The sequence below is a fragment of the Pseudoalteromonas sp. OOF1S-7 genome (assembly GCF_022347765.1).
Taxonomy (GTDB): domain Bacteria; phylum Pseudomonadota; class Gammaproteobacteria; order Enterobacterales; family Alteromonadaceae; genus Pseudoalteromonas.
The window spans coordinates 1-16,936 of record NZ_JAKRFZ010000013.1 but is presented as its reverse complement, the minus strand read 5'-3'; the positions used below and the strand labels follow the sequence as shown (position 1 = coordinate 16,936).

General features: G+C 44.4%; 18 protein-coding genes. All 18 read left to right on the top strand.

What is annotated here, in order from left to right:
* The first annotated feature begins 3 nt into the window (after positions 1 to 3).
* Positions 4 to 684, top strand: coding sequence for a DsbA family protein (locus tag MHN33_RS17130; protein WP_239399678.1), 681 nt, complete (start codon positions 4 to 6; stop codon positions 682 to 684).
* A gap of 14 nt (positions 685 to 698) precedes the next feature.
* Positions 699 to 1,052 (top strand): hypothetical protein, encoded by a 354-nt coding sequence (locus MHN33_RS17125; RefSeq protein ID WP_239399676.1) that lies wholly within the window; start codon positions 699 to 701, stop codon positions 1,050 to 1,052.
* Between the two features lie 24 nt (positions 1,053 to 1,076).
* Positions 1,077 to 1,823 carry a 3-oxoacyl-[acyl-carrier-protein] reductase gene (fabG, locus tag MHN33_RS17120; RefSeq protein WP_239399674.1) on the top strand — a complete coding sequence of 249 codons (747 nt, stop codon included), beginning with the start codon at positions 1,077 to 1,079 and terminating at the stop codon, positions 1,821 to 1,823.
* A gap of 13 nt (positions 1,824 to 1,836) precedes the next feature.
* The gene (locus MHN33_RS17115; RefSeq protein ID WP_239399672.1) at positions 1,837 to 2,277 is read left to right on the top strand and encodes a hypothetical protein; all 441 of its coding nucleotides are present in this window, start codon (positions 1,837 to 1,839) and stop codon (positions 2,275 to 2,277) included.
* Positions 2,278 to 2,280: 3 nt separating this feature from the next.
* Positions 2,281 to 3,318, top strand: a complete 1,038-nt coding sequence (locus tag MHN33_RS17110) for a hypothetical protein (RefSeq protein WP_239399670.1) — start codon at positions 2,281 to 2,283, stop codon at positions 3,316 to 3,318.
* Positions 3,319 to 3,332: 14 nt separating this feature from the next.
* Positions 3,333 to 3,656 (top strand): hypothetical protein, encoded by a 324-nt coding sequence (locus MHN33_RS17105; RefSeq protein ID WP_239399668.1) that lies wholly within the window; start codon positions 3,333 to 3,335, stop codon positions 3,654 to 3,656.
* A gap of 371 nt (positions 3,657 to 4,027) precedes the next feature.
* Complete coding sequence (locus MHN33_RS17100; protein WP_239399666.1) at positions 4,028 to 4,474, top strand: DsrE family protein; 447 nt, start codon at positions 4,028 to 4,030, stop codon at positions 4,472 to 4,474.
* A 12-nt stretch (positions 4,475 to 4,486) separates the two neighbouring features.
* Entirely contained in the window at positions 4,487 to 7,099 is a 2,613-nt protein-coding gene (locus tag MHN33_RS17095) for a lipopolysaccharide core heptose(II) kinase RfaY (protein WP_239399664.1), read from the top strand.
* A gap of 7 nt (positions 7,100 to 7,106) precedes the next feature.
* Positions 7,107 to 7,490 carry a hypothetical protein gene (locus MHN33_RS17090; RefSeq protein ID WP_239399662.1) on the top strand — a complete coding sequence of 128 codons (384 nt, stop codon included), beginning with the start codon at positions 7,107 to 7,109 and terminating at the stop codon, positions 7,488 to 7,490.
* Between the two features lie 27 nt (positions 7,491 to 7,517).
* Positions 7,518 to 7,943, top strand: coding sequence for a hypothetical protein (locus MHN33_RS17085; RefSeq protein ID WP_239399660.1), 426 nt, complete (start codon positions 7,518 to 7,520; stop codon positions 7,941 to 7,943).
* Complete coding sequence (locus MHN33_RS17080; protein WP_239399658.1) at positions 7,944 to 10,262, top strand: MMPL family transporter; 2,319 nt, start codon at positions 7,944 to 7,946, stop codon at positions 10,260 to 10,262. It begins immediately after the preceding gene.
* Positions 10,263 to 11,111: an acyltransferase domain-containing protein gene (locus MHN33_RS17075; RefSeq protein WP_275442859.1), complete on the top strand. Its 849-nt coding sequence runs from the start codon at positions 10,263 to 10,265 to the stop codon at positions 11,109 to 11,111. It abuts the gene before it with no gap.
* A gap of 56 nt (positions 11,112 to 11,167) precedes the next feature.
* On the top strand, positions 11,168 to 11,968 hold the full coding sequence (locus MHN33_RS17070) for an outer membrane lipoprotein-sorting protein (protein ID WP_239399654.1): 801 nt from the start codon (positions 11,168 to 11,170) through the stop codon (positions 11,966 to 11,968).
* A 4-nt stretch (positions 11,969 to 11,972) separates the two neighbouring features.
* Entirely contained in the window at positions 11,973 to 13,136 is a 1,164-nt protein-coding gene (locus MHN33_RS17065) for a hypothetical protein (protein ID WP_239399652.1), read from the top strand.
* Positions 13,137 to 13,662: 526 nt separating this feature from the next.
* The gene (gene rpsL / locus MHN33_RS17060) at positions 13,663 to 14,037 is read left to right on the top strand and encodes a 30S ribosomal protein S12 (protein WP_010387308.1); all 375 of its coding nucleotides are present in this window, start codon (positions 13,663 to 13,665) and stop codon (positions 14,035 to 14,037) included.
* A gap of 102 nt (positions 14,038 to 14,139) precedes the next feature.
* Entirely contained in the window at positions 14,140 to 14,610 is a 471-nt protein-coding gene (rpsG, locus tag MHN33_RS17055; RefSeq protein WP_046003850.1) for a 30S ribosomal protein S7, read from the top strand.
* A 27-nt stretch (positions 14,611 to 14,637) separates the two neighbouring features.
* Positions 14,638 to 16,752: an elongation factor G gene (gene fusA / locus MHN33_RS17050; protein WP_239399650.1), complete on the top strand. Its 2,115-nt coding sequence runs from the start codon at positions 14,638 to 14,640 to the stop codon at positions 16,750 to 16,752.
* Positions 16,753 to 16,809: 57 nt separating this feature from the next.
* Positions 16,810 to 16,936: GTP-binding protein (locus MHN33_RS17045; protein ID WP_228553369.1), on the top strand; the 127-nt coding region annotated here is incomplete at its 3' end.

Below are 16,936 nucleotides of genomic sequence, written 5' to 3'. Positions count from 1 at the left end.
GGTATGAAACCTGTTTACTTCTTTTCATTTCGTAGCCCGTATTCATGGCTGGCTTCACTTGCATTGAAAAGTCGTATTGAAAGGAACGAGATTGAACTCGTTCCTTTTTGGGAACCGGATGAACAGAATGCGTCTGATCTTAGTGCGCGTTCCGGAGAGTTTCCCTATCGTGCAATGAGTGATGCAAAACACCGTTATATTCTTAAGGATATAGCGCGACTGACCAAATCCTTCGGTTTAAAAATCAGTTGGCCAATTGATCCCGCCCCCTGGTGGGAGTTGAGCCACCTTGGCTATCTAAAGGCAAAAGAGTTGGGCGTTGGAAATGCGTTTTTCTGGGCCACTTACGAGGCGCGATGGCAGCTTGGTGAGAACATCAGTGAAAAAGAGACCTTATTCAAAATATGTGAGCGAATAGGGCTAAATGCAGAGCTAAGCCAGCAAGTTGTCGCCGCAGCAGATGACTCAGAAATTCGTGCGCAAGGCATCGATATTTTATACCGAATTTATCGAGAAGATGTGTTTGGTGTCCCTATGTTCGCAATGAAACGGCAGCAATACTGGGGTCTTGATCGCTTAAATGATTTTATCGAGCACGCTAAATTGGGCTCCGAAGAGGCATTAGATCTGCCGTTGTCTTGCAAGTTTGCATTGGATTTAGATCATGCTGGTGGATGCGGGTAAATAAGGAGATTTGTGTGTTAAGTAATGTACGTATAGAAAATGACGAAAGTGCACAAGGCAATTATTTCGTAAGTGGCAGTGCGCCGTTTGTAATGGGCCATTACCCTGGCGACCCCGTGTTTCCTGGAGTGATGTCTTTAAGGTGTATGCGCCAACTCAGCGATCAGCTATTTCAGGAGATTGGATCCTCTCAATCTGAACCATATGCTCAGCTTAAACGCGTCAGTTTTATTGATATTGTTCGGCCAGGCGATGTGCTCAACGTGAATTCGTCAATCAAGAAAAAAAAGCCGGGTGAAGTTCATATACAAGCCGAAATCAGTGTTGATGGGCAGGTGAAGTCCAAATCGGTGTTTGTATATCGTTAACAAGCAAATTTAAGGTAATGAATTATGTTGCAAGGAAAGTACGCACTGGTAACCGGTGGTAATCGAGGTATTGGAAAAGGCATCGTTGAGGACTTAGCCAAGCAAGGTGCGAATGTTGTATTCACATATCGTAGTAATGCAGAGATGGCTGACGATCTGGTTGAAACACTTAAAGCGCTTTATCCAGAGCAGCAGTTTGTCGCTGCCTGCTGCGACATTGCCAGTGAGCAAGATATAGATGTGTTGTTCGAGCAACAAATCGACCCGCTAGAGAAGTTGGATATCTTAGTAAGCAACGCAGGGATCACCGCTGATGGCATGATGATCACTATGGAAAGTGAAGTCTGGAACTCAGTGATCACGACAAATTTAACAGGCAGCTTCTTACTGGCAAAAAAAGCCGGGTACAAAATGTTGCTACAACGTGAAGGCAGTATTGTCATGATCAGCTCTGTTGCAGGTGTATATGGCAATGCGGGCCAAACCAATTATGCCGCATCAAAGGCAGGCTTGATTGGTATGGCTAAATCACTGTCGAAGGAGCTTGCGCCACGGAACATCAGAGTGAATGTCGTGGCACCTGGATTTATTGAGACAGACATGACGGGATATATGTCTGATAAAGAGCGCAAAGAGATGAAAGGTAAAATCGCGATGAAGCGAATGGGCACGGTCGATGATGTGGCCAATGTTGTCACCTTTTTAGCCTCTGAAAAAGCGCAATATGTCACAGGGCAAACTCTCGTTGTCGACGGTGGACTGGTGATCTAGCGGAGAAAACATCATGGAAAAAGATTTTATTTCAGGTGAGAGAATTACCCAATATTTGCCGCAAAGGTTTCCGTTTCTTTTACTCGATCAGATCACGTCGTTTGAAAAGAATGAATGGGCAAAAGGCTGCAAAGTCATTGCGGCAAAAGAACCGTTTTTATTACAAGACACTGAGCAGAACTGGCCAAGCGAATTAGTGATTGAATCCTTGGGACAGTTAACTATTGCGCTTATCAATGTAAGTAATGATGCGGATAAAGCGCCACAGATACTGCTAGGCAGTATCTCGGGTGTAACGCAACATGCGCCGATCCCTCTGGCATGTCGACTAGATATGAGTGTCCGACTTGAAGTGCTGAGTGAGGATTCGTTTGTGACATCTGGATTTGCAGAAGTTGATGGTACGCGTGTGCTAACCATGGACTCACTGGTTGCGAAAATAATCAAGGAATAAGTTATGAAGATTGAGTCAGTAAAATTCGTACATCCGAAAAAGAAAGTATCAAATCAAGATATTTTAGATGTGGTAAGAGAACACAGTGCTCCTGTATTTGATGGTGATCTGGACACCGCATTGGCGTCAATTGGCTACATGTTAGATAGCATTGGTGTTCAGGAGCGTTACTGGTTTACCAATGAAACCCCCCTGGAGTTAATGGTTCAGGCAGCAGAAGCCGCTTTTGAAGAATCAAGAATTGATCGTCAAGACATTGATGTACTGATTTTCTGCGGTATTGCCAGAGGATTTCTGGAACCGGCCGATTCATACTTTATTGCGCAAGCACTGGGTATGGACAAGGTCGATTGCTTTGACGTTATGGATGCCTGTATGGCGTGGTCAAGAGCAACAGATATCGCTGAGAGCTTTTTTAAATCCGGTAAGTACAAAAATGCATTGATCATCAATGCGGAGAGTTACTTCAATAAAGGTGGTGTGTCTTACCCGAGTAATTTCACCTTGAAGAACTTCCGCAGCTTAGAACATTGTTTTGGCGCTTATTGTGGCGGAGACGGTGCGGCGGCAACAATCTTATCTGCTGATGGTGATGATTGGGAGCGGTACTACATTAGTAAAAAGGAAGGGGCCGATCTTTGTACGATTCCTTTGGCCGGTTACGAAGGGCGTTGTATGGATAGTTCATTGATTGCACTCAATGGCCTGGGGTCATTTACCGCGTTTAGTTCACGCGTATTTGCCAGCTTTGAAAGCATGATAGAAATACTTGACAAGATTTCACATCGCTTTGACGAAGTGAAAACTATCTATGCGCATACTGGTGGTGACGTCAATGCGTATGAAAAGTGGGCGCAAGAAGCGGGAGCAGGTGGCAAGATTACATATTTATTCCCGAACTATGGCAACTTGGGTACGGTATCAATGCCGGCAAGTTTGGCGTTGGATATCGAAAGTGGCAAGTTACAGCGCGGGGATAAAGTGGGCTGCTGGTTAGGTAGCTCAGGCATGTCATTTACTTCCTACGTCCTAACGTACTAAGTGAGCAATGAGCTATGTGTGATTACTTAATTGTTGAGACACAAAATGACTTAGCGGGTGGCGGGTGTACCTCAGGGCTCACGCTCGCTACCGAACTTGCAAATGCAGGAAAGCAAGTTGCGGTGTGGCTTTTTCAAGATGCGATTAGCTTGTTGCACATGCGTGATAAAACAGCAATCTTAGCATGTGCACAACACGAAAATATTACCTGTTTTGTCGATAAATTTAGCTTGCAGCAGCGCGGAGATATCACCCTGCCCGAAGAAATTAAAGCGGCTGAAATAGATGAATTCACTCTGTGTCTGATGAATAAATCAGTGCGTCCAATCTGGCACTGACTGTTTAGTTGTGACAATGGGAGATGGTGAACTCCACGAGTGTGTCTGCCAACTCCAATGAGTATTGGACTCGAAGAGTATTTGTGACTTGGTGCCTTTAACCTTCCCATGCCAACTAAATGCTTTATGGGCCGGTGCTCCGTTGGGACAAGGGTGACAAGACCATTGGATATGGCATTTCGGTGGGGGAAGTAAGTGCTTTTACAGAAACCCTTAGAGTCGCTTTATTGGTATAAATGACATGGCTTAATCTGAATATCGCTTAGCTGAGATATGAGGCTGAAGAAGTACTCCTCTTCGATAAGCTAGAAATTTATACATACGTGTTGGGCTTAATCGACAAAATGTGAAATTTAAAGAAGGAGTTTCAAATGTGTGATACGCACATTCATGCTTGCCAGCACAAGCCAACAAAAGATGAGGAAGCCCATTCAATTTTCCTGGGGTTAATGGGAAGTCCGTTTGCCAATGACGGAACAACCTCGGTGTTTCGTATGGCTGAATCTATTTTAAGCCAAGGGAAAGAAGTGGTCATTTGGACTTGTGGCAATAGTACCGCTATCACCCAAACGACTTCTATCCGTACTCAGGATCCGATTAAGTCTCGGCTGGATGAGCAGGGAAATTACCCCATGTATGAACTGGCGAAAAGTTTGTTTGCTAAATATCCTGATCAGTTGCGCTGGTATGTGTGCCAGTACTGTATGGAAGAGCGTGGCGCGACAAATCAAATAGAAGAAGTAGAAGTGTTACTTCCTTTCTCGTTCAACTTTTATCTTAACCAATCAGATCAAGCCTTAGTGCTTGGTACTAAGTAACAAGGACGCGATATGCAGAACTCTGTTTTGTTTCGATTTCCTATGATGTTTTTTTACTCAGCTCGTGCACTTTTTTCTAATAGGAAAAGTGCCAAATTTGGTGAAAAACTAGGGTATTATCTTTACAAGCTTGCACTAGCTGGTGGGCCATTTTACATCAAACTAGCTCAAATTTTATCAACACGTTCCGATCTATTACCTGAGGCGACCATTCGTCAACTTCAAAAACTACAAGACGATACGCCAGCAAACGACTTTAGCTATATTAAATCTCAGTTAGAGAAAGCGTATAAAAAACCCTTAGAAGAAGTTTTTGCTGAGTTTGACGAGACAGCCATTGCCAGTGCATCCATCGCCCAGGTTCACCGTGCCAGATTGGTCACAGGTGAAGACGTCGCGGTCAAAGTTGTGCGTAAAAATGTGCGTAAACAAATGCAGCGCAGCCTTAGTTTTATTTGTGGCATGACGAACATCTTTGAGAAGGTTGTTCCTTTGATGAAAAAGATGCATGCCTCAAAACGCATGGATGAAATTAGACGCTTATTGTGCGAACAACTTGATTTATCAATTGAGCTGCACAATATGAAACAGATCAGAAATAACTTCCTCAACCATGAGTATATTCAAGTTCCCGCCCCTTTTGAGGAGTTGTGTCACGATAATATCCTGGTTATGGAATTCGTCGATGGCATTAAAGCGCTTAACTATCATCAGGTAGACAAATCGCCATCTCAGCTTGCCGCTAGGTTGCAAAATGCCATCTATACAATGCTTTATTTCGATGGTGTGTGCCATGGCGACCCGCATCCAGGTAATATTATTTTCACTCAGGATGGTAAAATTACGTTCATCGACTTTGGTATTGTTGCCTATTTAACAGAGCATGAAAAATGGGGGCTTTCTTCGTTCTATTATGCAGCCACCAATCACAACTGGCCGCTTGCCGTTCGCCGCTTTACCAATTGCTTTGCACTTTGTGACGAAGATCTATTGCAAAATGATGGCTTTAAAAAAGACATGTCGGACGTACTGGAATACCACTTTAAAACGGTTGCAGAGCGCTGGGACACGGCTAAGTTTTTCAATGATGTGAATAAAGTACTGCATCAATATAACGCTTCTTATACACCAAACTTTACCAAAGCTGAGCTGGCCATGATGTCTTGTGAAGGCTTTGCTACTCAGATGGATCCGAATCTGGATGTATGGGGGAATGCGCGAGCATTTTCAGATCAGTATTCTCCGTTCGTCAGCGATAGTATCAAAACCATGCTGGATAACTGGTATGAGAAAGAAAACCCTAAAGCCTTAGTGTTACGCAATCAGGCGAAAAAGAGCCTTATTGCGTCTACACACTTAGATAGATATTTTTTTCCGAGTAATTACCCTCTATTTGTCGAGACAGCCTCTGGACCTTATGTAACAGATGTTGACGGGCATAAAATGATCGACCTCAGTTGTGGTTATGGTCCTCATATTCTGGGATACAGCCACCCAGTTGTTCAGGAAGCGATGAAATCTGCGAGCTCAAACGTCAATATCAATGCACTGGGTCACAAATTGGAAGTGGAACTGGCCGAAACGTTAGTAGATGCTTTTCCTGGGGCTGATTATGCGGTTTTCTCTAACTCGGGCACTGAGTCTGTTATTCATGCGCTGCGACTGTGCAGAGCATATCGTCCACATGCGAAAAAGATCGCGAAATTTGAAGGACACTATCATGGCTTTTCTGATCAAGCTATGGTCTCTTCATGGTTCAAAGTACACGGCGAAAAGCATGATCCCCAAGCGATTGCTGGCTGCCAAGGCACACCAGACCATATTGTAAACAGTACACGTGTATTGCAATTCAACCACGAATATTCATTAGAAGTATTACGTAAAGAAGCTGATGATATCGCTGCTGTTTTGGTAGAGCCAATGCAAGCCGGGGCAGGGCAGATTGAGGTTGAGTATTTGCAGAAACTGAGGGCACTTTGTACTGAACTCGATATTCCACTGGTGTTTGATGAGGTTGTGACTGGTTTTCGGGTGGACTACGGCGGTATTCAAACGCTATCAGGCGTCGAAGCCGATATTACCTGCCTGGGGAAAATCATCGGTGGCGGTCTACCGGCAGGCGCCGTTGTGGGTAAGCATAAGCTGCTAGAGTTAGGCCGTACGACAGGGGACCCGTTCAGAGATTATGAAGAGCGTGTATTCCTGGGTGGCACAATGAGCGGAAATTACGTCAGTTGTGCAACGGGACTTGCTGTACTGAATCACCTGAAATCAAATCAAGATATTTATCAGTCGTTACGCGATAAAACCCGCTATCTAACAAATAAGATGCAGCATGCTACCGATGTCAGAGACATCAACATGCGATTGAAGTCAGGTTATTCCATGTTTTCAGTGTGTTTTACACACAAGCAACCGTCTTACTTTAGAGATGCCTTACAAGGAGCTAACTTTAAGGCAACATTGGCGATGGCTTATTTTATGCGTCAGAAAAATATCTATATGCCTGAACTGCACGGGTTCCTAATTTCGAATGCACATGATTACAGCCATCTGGATGAAGTTGCACTTCAATTTACGTCGTGCATTGAACAAATGGACGATTTAGGCATGTTTGTAAAGTAGGTGATATATGAGTCGTTTAAATTCTTCTTTGGCGATTGTTGAAAAAGGATTCAGAGGTGCACTGGAAGAGCAGTATGGCAATATTGTATGGCTCTCTGAATGCATGAAGTCAATGAGGGCCAATCATAACCTGTTGCTGACCGGCTCTGCAGTGGCGATGTGTTTTGAACAACAGGCTGCTATGAGCTTAGACATAGGTGAAGTCGAAAAAGTCATGCTCAGTCATAACCCTTACTCCATTAAAGCGTTAATTGAAAAGGGTGCTCGTATCTGGGTGCTGTCTGAAGACCTTGCGAAGTACAGCAGTGATCTGAAATTGATAGACGGGGTTGAGGTGACGGAGACTATGGCACAGTTATGTCTTGAGCACGATAAGGTTTGGTTTTGGTAGTTTAACTCGATTTTAAAAGGAATGTGTATGAATGAGATTACGTGGCTTGTATGTGCAGTTATCAATGCGGCGATCGCGATTTTGCACTTGTATATAATTTACGTGGGCGCACCCGCTTATCGTTACTTTGGGGCTGGAGAGGCCATGGCGACGAAAGCTGAAAATGGTTCATGGATACCTGCAATTGTGACTTTAGGCGTCACAGCAGTGTTCTTTATTTTCAGCTATTACAATCTCGCGGCAGCAAAGTATTTCACAGCGCCATTCTTATTATATGGGTTGATGGCAATTGCGGCGATATACGTGCTACGTGGTTCAGTTGTTCTGGCAATCCCCTTTATGAAAGAGCCGGTCTCGGATTTTGATAAAGTATCTTCATTTATCGCTCTGGGCATTGGTTTACTACATTGCTTTGGCGTATACCTTTACGAGAATCAGCAAGGAGTGTATTAAGTGAGTGATCCAATTCAATCTTCTGAAATTGACTCGATTCAAACGTCAAAGCAGTTTTCGATCTTATCCATGCGGTGGTGGATTATTGTACTTTCGATAATTATCACTTTAGGTACAGGCTATGGTTTGGAGCGTTTGCAGTTTAGCTCTGACTACAGAGACTTTTTTGCAGAGGATAACGTAAAGCTACAGGCGTTTGAGTCGTTACAGGATAAGTTTGTCAGATCAAATAATGTGTTTATTGCTATTACAACGCCTAATAACACGATATACGACAAAGCGGGTCTCGATCTCATTGCTGATATTTCGGCAAAAATGAGAACTTTATCTCATGTTTTACGCGTTGATAGCGTGACGAATTACCAGTTCATTCGCGCTCAAGGCGATGACATTTTAGTCTCGGATTATGTTCAAGATCTAGAGCAAGATTTAGTAACTCCCCAATACTTAAACGACTTTTATGCAAGAGCACAGGCTGAAAAAGGCTTAAAAGACTTTTTAGTCGGGCCTGAGCGCTCGGTCACGGGTATCAATTTGTCACTCGCTGATGATGTCACAACAGAGACTGGCAAAGCGGCATTCATGAAAGCGTTGACCGAACTGTTGAGTGTTTACGATGAGCAAACGCTTCAATATCACTTAACCGGCTCGATAGTGATTGACCATGGCTTTGACGTCTCCGCACAATCAGACGTGGAGACACTCTATGGGCTAGTGTATTTGACCGTGTTACTTCTGACTTGGCTATTAACTCGTTCAATTGCTGCGACTGTTGCGGTATTGCTGTCGGTTACAATGAGTTGGTTTATTGCACTGGGAATTGCCGGGTTGAGCGGGCTGAAGTTAACTGCGATTTCAGTGTCTGCGCCCACTGTTTTAATGACACTGGCAGTTGCGCAAAGTATGCATATTTTGTTTTCTGTGCAAAAACGTATCGCAACTGGTATGTACCAAAAAGATGCCATTGAACAGGCTGTCCGGGCAAATATATGGCCATTGTTTCTTGTCACCTTATCTACGTGCGCTGGCTTTGCCGCGATAATGAGCAGTGAAGTGCCGCCACTTCAGGATTTAGGTTTTATGCTTGTTGTCGGTAATGTGGCTGTATTCGCGTTAAGCGTTACTTTCTTACCCGCCTTTTTATCTTTGTTTAAACTGAAGCAAGTGAGTCACGCAGAGCGTTCAGAGAAACGATTGGGTAAACTTGGGCTGCATATTGCTAATCGGTCTGGACGCTATTTTGTATCAGGCTTGCTCCTGAGTGTTGCGCTTGTTTTCCCAATTACATACAACGAACTGAATGATAATTTTATTGAGTACTTTGACAGTGAAAACAAGGTAAGGGTTGATGCTGAATACATAGATCAGAGGCTCACCGGAGTTCACCAAGTTTACTTTGAGGTGCAGTCTCCTGGAAAATCAGAGATCTTTACGCCTGCCTATTTGACTTATATTGATGACTTTACTCACTGGCTAAATGATCAAGAGATCGTTCGTCATGTCACCTCCGTAGCCGATGTACAAAAGAAGCTATATCAAGCAAGCCTGGGAGGGGCAAGCCAAGATTACAGGTTGCCTGAGAACAAGGAAACCGCGACGCAAATGCACTTGTTGTATGAAATGTCATTACCTTATGGATTGTCTACCAAGAATCTAGTGGATCTCAGCCGCGAAAGTACACGTGTCACTGTGGTTGTTGACAACGTCAGTAGTAAGGAGATATTGGCACTAGAAGCAAAAGCTGCACAATGGCATAAATCGTATAACAGTGATATTAAGTTGCACCCTGGCACTGGGCCAACCATCATGTTCGCTGACATTGGTCAATCAAATGCTCACAGTTTAATTTCAAGCACCGTATTAGCATTTGTATTTGTTTCTATCATTTTACTTATCGCACTTAAAAGCTTGAAAATGAGTGTATTAAGTTTACTACCCAATTTATTGCCTGCTGTGATTGCATTTGGCATATGGGGATTGATTGATGGTGAGGTTGGACTCGCTGTATCGATAGTTGTAGTGATGACCTTCGGTATTGTGGTCGATGACACGATTTATTTCTTAACGCATATCAAGAAAAACTTAAATGCTGCGACATTTAATGAGGTTATCGCCAAGACTTATCAACAAGTTGGTAGCCCGATTATCAATACAACGATTATTCTGGTTTGTGGTTTTGCTATTTTGGCATTTTCAAGTTTCAGACTGAATCAGGGGATGGGCATGTTAACCGCAATGGTCATTTTCATCGCATTGATAGCCGACCTGTTTATGTTACCAGAATTGATCAAACGATTTATTTATAAGAAGGAACGTTAGATGGACAAAGTGTTATTTTTTCCGGGGCAAGGTTCACAGGAAGTCGGCATGGGTGCCGAAATGTGGGATACCGCCCCTGAAATTGCAGACATTGCGCATGAAGTGCTGGGGTATGATTTGAAATCACTCTGTTTACATGGTCCGGCGGAGCAACTAAATAAAACGGACTTTGCACAAGCTGCAATCTATACGGTTAATCACTTACATCTTTTACAATGGCAAAGTAGTAATGATGAGCCAAGTGCTGTACTTGGGCATAGTATTGGCCAATATAATGCGATGGTTGCAGCCTCCGTCATTAGTTTTAAAGATGGACTTAAACTGGTCAAGAAGCGCGGTGAATTGATGGCCCGGCAAGCCGGTGGTGCAATGTGTGCAGTAATGAAACTCAACAGAGCTGAGATAGAAGCTGCACTGGCGGCGATACCTGCCTCAGAGCACATTGATTTTGCAAATTATAATAGTGCGTTACAAACCGTTCTTTCTGGGCCGGCACAAGCGTTGGAAGAAGTGGCTGCACACCTCGGGGAATCGGGCGCGTTCGTTGTGAAACTAAACACCAGCGGCGCATTTCACTCAAAACAAATGGCAGAGGCAAAAACAGAGTTTGCAAAATTTTTGTCGCAGTTTGCATTTGCATCACCCCTTATACCGCTCGTATGCAACGTTACGGCACAGCCTATTAATCATATTGCCACGGCGCTTGCCGATCATCTAACACACCCTGTGTGTTGGTCAGATTCTATCGGCTATGTTTTCAAACATTTCCCTGATGCTGAGTTTGTTGAATGCGGTCATGGCAAGACACTGACTAACATTCTGAGGTATAACAAAAAAGAATTGTTATAGGTCTCTTTTAGCGCATCAGTCATGGTGCGCTGGTTTAATGAACAGGAGTTTAGTGTATGAAATGGACAATACAGCTAGGTATTGCGGTGGCACTGGTTGCTTTTAAGGGTTATGCCAGCATTGACTTAAGTGCGCTTTCGGCTTCGGAAGCGGGCATGAAGATATCGCAGGAAAGGAAGCTGAAAGACAAAGGATGGGGGTCTAGCGAGGCCGAAGTGGAAATGATCATTGTTTCAGCGACGGGTGAGAAGAATGAACGGCGCATGAAAATGCGGGCTTTGGAAGTGATTGGTGATGGTGATAAGTTGCTAACACTATTTGAAACGCCTCGTGATGTGAAAGGTACTCGTTTTTTAAGCTATTCACACATCAGCAAGCCGGATCAGCAATGGTTATATTTACCCTCAATTAAGCGGGTTAAACGCATCGCATCTGCAAATAAATCCGGCCCTTTTATGGGAAGCCACTTTGCTTATGAAGATTTATCATCATTTGAGATTGAAAAATTTGATTTTAAATTTTTAAAAAAAGAACCGCTGGAAGGTGTTGAGCACTTTGTTGTAGAGCAAACACCCAAAGATAAGTATTCAGGCTATCAGCGACAAGTGGTTTGGTTAAACACAAAAACCTTTCAGGCAAGTAAAAAAGAGTATTTTGATAAAGCTGGAAATCTGGTAAAACGACTTACCTTATCCGACTATAAGTTGTACAAAGATAAGTTTTGGCGTCCTCACTCACTGCGCATGGAACAATTGCAGACTAAAGAGACAACTTTACTCAAAACACATGCCATGTCTTTTGGTCATTCGTTCAGTGAACAAGACTTTAGTCAAGCTAGTTTTAAGCGAATGAGATAAAACCATGAAGTGGTATGTGTGGTTTTTTGTAACCTGCGCCTCTTTTAACAGTGGCGCTGCTGAGTTTGAGCAGGACCACGAGATTCAGCTCGATCAACGGTTATTCGCTAACAAGCCCACAGGGGAGCGCGCCGGCAGACCTGTCTATGGCCAGTCCTCTGTGATGCTGCAAAGTGAGTTTAGTTGGTACGACGACACTAAGACATTTCACATCAAACCTTTCTTTCGATTAGACAGCCATGATGATAAGAGGACTAAGGTCGACTTTCGCGAGTTTTACGGTGAGTTTTACTGGCAGGACTATCAACTGGGTGTCGGATTAAATAAGGTTTTTTGGGGGGTCTTAGAGTCCCGTCATATCGTAGATGTCATCAATCAGGTTGACTTGGTTGAATCGCTTGATGAAGAAGAAAAGCTTGGTCAGCCAATGTTACAGTTTGGTTCAGTTGAAGCCTGGGGGAGTATCAACATCTTTCTCCTGCCTTACTTTCGAGAGCGTACATTTGCGGGGGAGTCTGGCCGCCTATTTCCTTCGGGCATAGATTTGTTGTCGCCCCAGTATGAATCAGGGGCGGAAGAAAGACATTGGGATGTTGCACTGCGGATTAATCACTATCTGGAGGAATTTGAGTATGCAATTAGCTACTTTGAAGGAACAAATCGCGAGCCTTATTTGCTCAATGACCCCAGTGGCGTGAGGCCTTATTATGTGCAGATGCGGCAAACGGGACTTGAATTTCAAAAGGCTAAAGCTAGCTGGCTATTCAAAATGGAAGGTATTTATAGAGATGACATAGCTAACCTGTGGGAATTAGGAGCAGGGTTTGAGTATACTCAGGTCGGTGTGTTTGACTCTATTTATGATGTTGGCTGGTTGGCTGAATACCTGTTTGATTCTCAGGCGAGCGACATTAATAAGTCGGTACTCTTTTTGGGTGCCAGGTTGGTATTCAATGATGTACAAGGGACAGAAGTACTTTTTGGTATAGAGCAAAGCGTGACCGATATATCCGAAATGAATATGAGGTTGGAAGCGTCAGGCCGGCTGAATGCTGATTGGAAGTGGGCGTTTGAACTTTGGGGTATCAATGCAGACCACGCAGCTAATGAGTACTATCTTATTCGCAACGATGATTTTATGTCTCTGTCAGTGTCTTACTTCTTTTAAATTTCCTTGCCAAGCTGATTGTAATATCACCGATGTGTACGCAACGGGCTCAAGCGCTGCAAAAAAGCTTGTGCCCAGGCCTTCTTTCATATCGAAGGAGGCTGCCTTGTTGCGATCACCCGCTTAACAAACGCTGTGGGTGTATGACAGTCTTCCGAATGGCGATGCAAGCAATCAGGTTCATCGTTTTCCCCGCTTTCCCTAAGCCAGAATAGGTACGCCCGTTGCTGCAGGCAGAAGTCATAGCAAGGCAAACAGGCAGGATAAACAATTGAATTCGCATCATGGTGTTGCTTCTTTGTTCTGCAATTGTTCAATTGTAGTCTTATGTAATTTATGACATATAGCCTTTATTATCGTGTCATATGGGCAATCTTTTAATCGGTTAAAGCGGTTTTAGTTGACAGGCTAAACTTTGGTCATTAAAATTCCGCCACCCATTTTAGTCGTTCAATAAAATGCAGCGGCAAAAGTGGGGCGATTTTGTATTTATTTCAGTAGTAATTATTAATTCAGGAGCTATTTAATGGCAACTATTAACCAGCTAGTACGTAAGCCACGTCGCAGCAAGGTTACTAAGAGCAACTCAGCTGCTCTTAAAGCTTGTCCTCAAAAGCGTGGTGTATGTACTCGTGTATATACAACTACACCTAAGAAGCCAAACTCTGCACTACGTAAAGTAGCGCGTGTTCGTCTAACGAACGGCTTCGAAGTAACATCTTACATTGGTGGTGAAGGCCACAACTTGCAAGAGCACAGTGTTATCCTAATCCGTGGTGGTCGTGTTAAAGACTTACCAGGTGTGCGTTTCCACACAGTACGTGGCGCGCTGGACTGTGCTGGCGTAAATGACCGTAAACAAGGTCGTTCTAAGTACGGTGCAAAACGTCCTAAGGGCTAATGGTTCTCCGTTAGTAAGGCCAAGCACTTAAGTTTTAATTTATATATTTTGTTTTGGGAATTCGTCGTAGTAAGACGAACCTGAAGATACCGGAGAGAGAAAATGCCTAGAAGACGCGTAATAGGTCAACGTAAAATTCTTCCAGATCCGAAGTTCGGATCAGAGCTTCTTGCTAAATTCGTAAACGTAGTAATGCTAGACGGCAAGAAGTCTACTGCTGAAAAAATCGTATATGGTGCGCTAGACGTGGCTGCTGAAAAATCAGGCAAGTCGCACCTAGAAATCTTCGAGTCTGCACTTGATAACGTACGTCCACAGGTAGAGGTTAAATCTCGCCGTGTTGGTGGTTCTACGTACCAGGTACCAGTTGAAGTACGTCCAGTTCGTCGCAACGCACTAGGTATGCGTTGGTTGGTTGAAGCTGCACGTAAGCGTGGCGAGAAATCAATGGGCCTTCGTCTGGCTCAAGAGATGCTTGACGCTGCTGACAACAAAGGCACTGCGGTTAAGAAACGTGAAGACGTTCACCGTATGGCTGAAGCGAACAAAGCATTCGCTCACTACCGTTGGTAATCTGCCCGAGACCTTTAAGAGGATAATATGGCACGTACAACTCCTATTGAGCACTACCGTAATATCGGGATCTGTGCTCACGTAGATGCGGGGAAAACCACCACTACGGAACGTGTACTTTATTACACGGGCCTGTCTCACAAAATTGGTGAGGTACATGATGGTGCTGCAACTATGGACTGGATGGAGCAGGAGCAGGAGCGTGGTATTACCATTACTTCTGCTGCGACCACGTGTTTCTGGAAAGGGATGGATGCTCAGTTTGATGAGCATCGTATAAACATCATCGATACTCCCGGACACGTAGACTTCACCATCGAAGTAGAACGTTCATTACGTGTACTAGATGGGGCTGTAGTCGTATTATGTGCTTCATCAGGTGTACAACCACAAACGGAAACCGTTTGGCGTCAGGCGAACAAGTACGAAGTACCTCGCATGATTTTCGTCAATAAAATGGACCGTACCGGCGCAGATTTTCTCGCCGTTGTGGATCAGGTGAAAAAGCGTCTTGGCGCTACGCCTGTGCCAATTCAGCTACCAATCGGTGCTGAAGATGAATTTAAAGGTGTTATTGATCTCATCAAGATGAAAGCCATCAACTGGAATTCTGAAGACCAGGGGATGACTTTCAACTATGAAGAGATCCCGGCAGAACTTCAGGAGCTGGCAGAGGAGTGGCGCGCAGAGCTACTTGAATCTGCTGCAGAAGCTTCTGAAGAGCTAATGGACAAATATCTTGAAGAAGGTGAACTGAACGAGGCCGAAATTAAGGCCGCGATCCGTCAGCGTACATTGAACAATGAAATTGTCCCAATGACCTGTGGTAGTGCGTTCAAAAACAAAGGTGTTCAGGCTGTGCTTGATGCCGTTGTTGAATACATGCCATCTCCAACAGAGGTTAAAGAGATCCAGGGTATCCTGGAAGATGAAAGCGAAGCAACGCGTCCTGCGGACGATAGCGCGCCGTTTTCTGCTCTGGCGTTTAAGATCGCCACCGACCCATTTGTTGGTACGCTTACCTTCTTCCGAGTTTATTCCGGCACAGTAGGTCAGGGTGACTCGGTTTATAACCCAGTTAAAGGCAAAAAAGAGCGCTTTGGACGTATCGTTCAGATGCACTCTAACTCGCGTGAAGAGATCAAAGAAGTTCGCGCTGGGGACATTGCTGCTGCAATTGGTCTCAAAGATGTTACTACTGGTGACACGCTTTGTGCCCACGATGCTGTTATCACGTTAGAGCGCATGGAATTTCCAGAGCCAGTGATCTCAGTGGCAGTAGAGCCTAAGACCGTTGCTGACCAAGAAAAAATGGGTATCGCGCTGGGTAAACTGGCGGCGGAAGACCCGTCTTTCAGAGTTGAAACCGACGAAGAATCAGGCCAAACCATTATTTCAGGTATGGGTGAACTCCACCTGGATATCATCGTAGATCGTATGAAACGTGAATTCAGTGTTGAATGTAACGTAGGTAAGCCACAAGTTGCTTATCGTGAAACGATCCGCGGTTCGGTTGAAGCCGAAGGTAAATTCGTACGTCAGTCAGGCGGACGCGGCCAGTATGGTCACGTGTGGTTGAAGCTCGAGCCTATGGATGTTGCTGATGAAGACGCGCCAATTTACGAATTCGTAAATGAAATCGTAGGTGGTACGGTTCCTAAGGAATACATTCCTGCGGTTGACAAAGGCATCCAGGAGCAGATGAAGCAAGGTGTTCTTGCGGGTTATCCTATGCTGGGTGTGAAAGCTACCTTGTTTGACGGCTCGTTCCACGATGTCGATTCAAATGAGATGGCGTTTAAGATTGCCGGCGCAATGGGCTTTAAGAAAGGTGCGCTTGATGCGCAGCCTGTGATCCTTGAGCCTGTTATGAAGGTAGAAGTCACCACCCCTGAAGCAAACATGGGTGATGTCGTTGGCGACCTTAACCGTCGTCGAGGCATAATCGAAGGTATGGAAGACTCATTTGGTGGTCTGAAGCAAGTTAATGCTCAGGTGCCGTTGTCTGAAATGTTTGGTTATGCAACCGATCTTCGTTCTGCAACACAAGGTCGAGCTTCGTACTCAATGGAATTTTCCAAGTACGCAGAAGCGGCGAAAAACGTTGCTGACGCAATTATTGCAGCTCGCGCTGTTAAGTAATTTTAGTTCGGTCCGGTCTTAGGGCTGGACTTTAATTTCTTTATAGGAATTTTGAAAATGGCAAAAGAAAAGTTTGAACGTTCGAAACCGCACGTTAACGTTGGTACTATCGGCCACGTTGACCACGGTAAAACTACCCTAACTGCAGCAATCACTAACGTACTTGCAAAAGTATACGGTGGTG

What these genes read in the sequence shown, in the direction of transcription:
- MHN33_RS17130 (WP_239399678.1), top strand. Translation starts at nt 4, where the DNA reads ATGAAACCTGTTTACTTCTTTTCATTTCGTAGCCCGTATTCATGGCTG.
- fabG (WP_239399674.1), top strand. Translation starts at nt 1,077, where the DNA reads ATGTTGCAAGGAAAGTACGCACTGGTAACCGGTGGTAATCGAGGTATT.
- MHN33_RS17115 (WP_239399672.1), top strand. Translation starts at nt 1,837, where the DNA reads ATGGAAAAAGATTTTATTTCAGGTGAGAGAATTACCCAATATTTGCCG.
- MHN33_RS17110 (WP_239399670.1), top strand. Translation starts at nt 2,281, where the DNA reads ATGAAGATTGAGTCAGTAAAATTCGTACATCCGAAAAAGAAAGTATCA.
- MHN33_RS17105 (WP_239399668.1), top strand. Translation starts at nt 3,333, where the DNA reads ATGTGTGATTACTTAATTGTTGAGACACAAAATGACTTAGCGGGTGGC.
- MHN33_RS17100 (WP_239399666.1), top strand. Translation starts at nt 4,028, where the DNA reads ATGTGTGATACGCACATTCATGCTTGCCAGCACAAGCCAACAAAAGAT.
- MHN33_RS17095 (WP_239399664.1), top strand. Translation starts at nt 4,487, where the DNA reads ATGCAGAACTCTGTTTTGTTTCGATTTCCTATGATGTTTTTTTACTCA.
- MHN33_RS17090 (WP_239399662.1), top strand. Translation starts at nt 7,107, where the DNA reads ATGAGTCGTTTAAATTCTTCTTTGGCGATTGTTGAAAAAGGATTCAGA.
- MHN33_RS17085 (WP_239399660.1), top strand. Translation starts at nt 7,518, where the DNA reads ATGAATGAGATTACGTGGCTTGTATGTGCAGTTATCAATGCGGCGATC.
- MHN33_RS17075 (WP_275442859.1), top strand. Translation starts at nt 10,263, where the DNA reads ATGGACAAAGTGTTATTTTTTCCGGGGCAAGGTTCACAGGAAGTCGGC.
- MHN33_RS17070 (WP_239399654.1), top strand. Translation starts at nt 11,168, where the DNA reads ATGAAATGGACAATACAGCTAGGTATTGCGGTGGCACTGGTTGCTTTT.
- MHN33_RS17065 (WP_239399652.1), top strand. Translation starts at nt 11,973, where the DNA reads ATGAAGTGGTATGTGTGGTTTTTTGTAACCTGCGCCTCTTTTAACAGT.
- rpsL (WP_010387308.1), top strand. Translation starts at nt 13,663, where the DNA reads ATGGCAACTATTAACCAGCTAGTACGTAAGCCACGTCGCAGCAAGGTT.
- rpsG (WP_046003850.1), top strand. Translation starts at nt 14,140, where the DNA reads ATGCCTAGAAGACGCGTAATAGGTCAACGTAAAATTCTTCCAGATCCG.
- fusA (WP_239399650.1), top strand. Translation starts at nt 14,638, where the DNA reads ATGGCACGTACAACTCCTATTGAGCACTACCGTAATATCGGGATCTGT.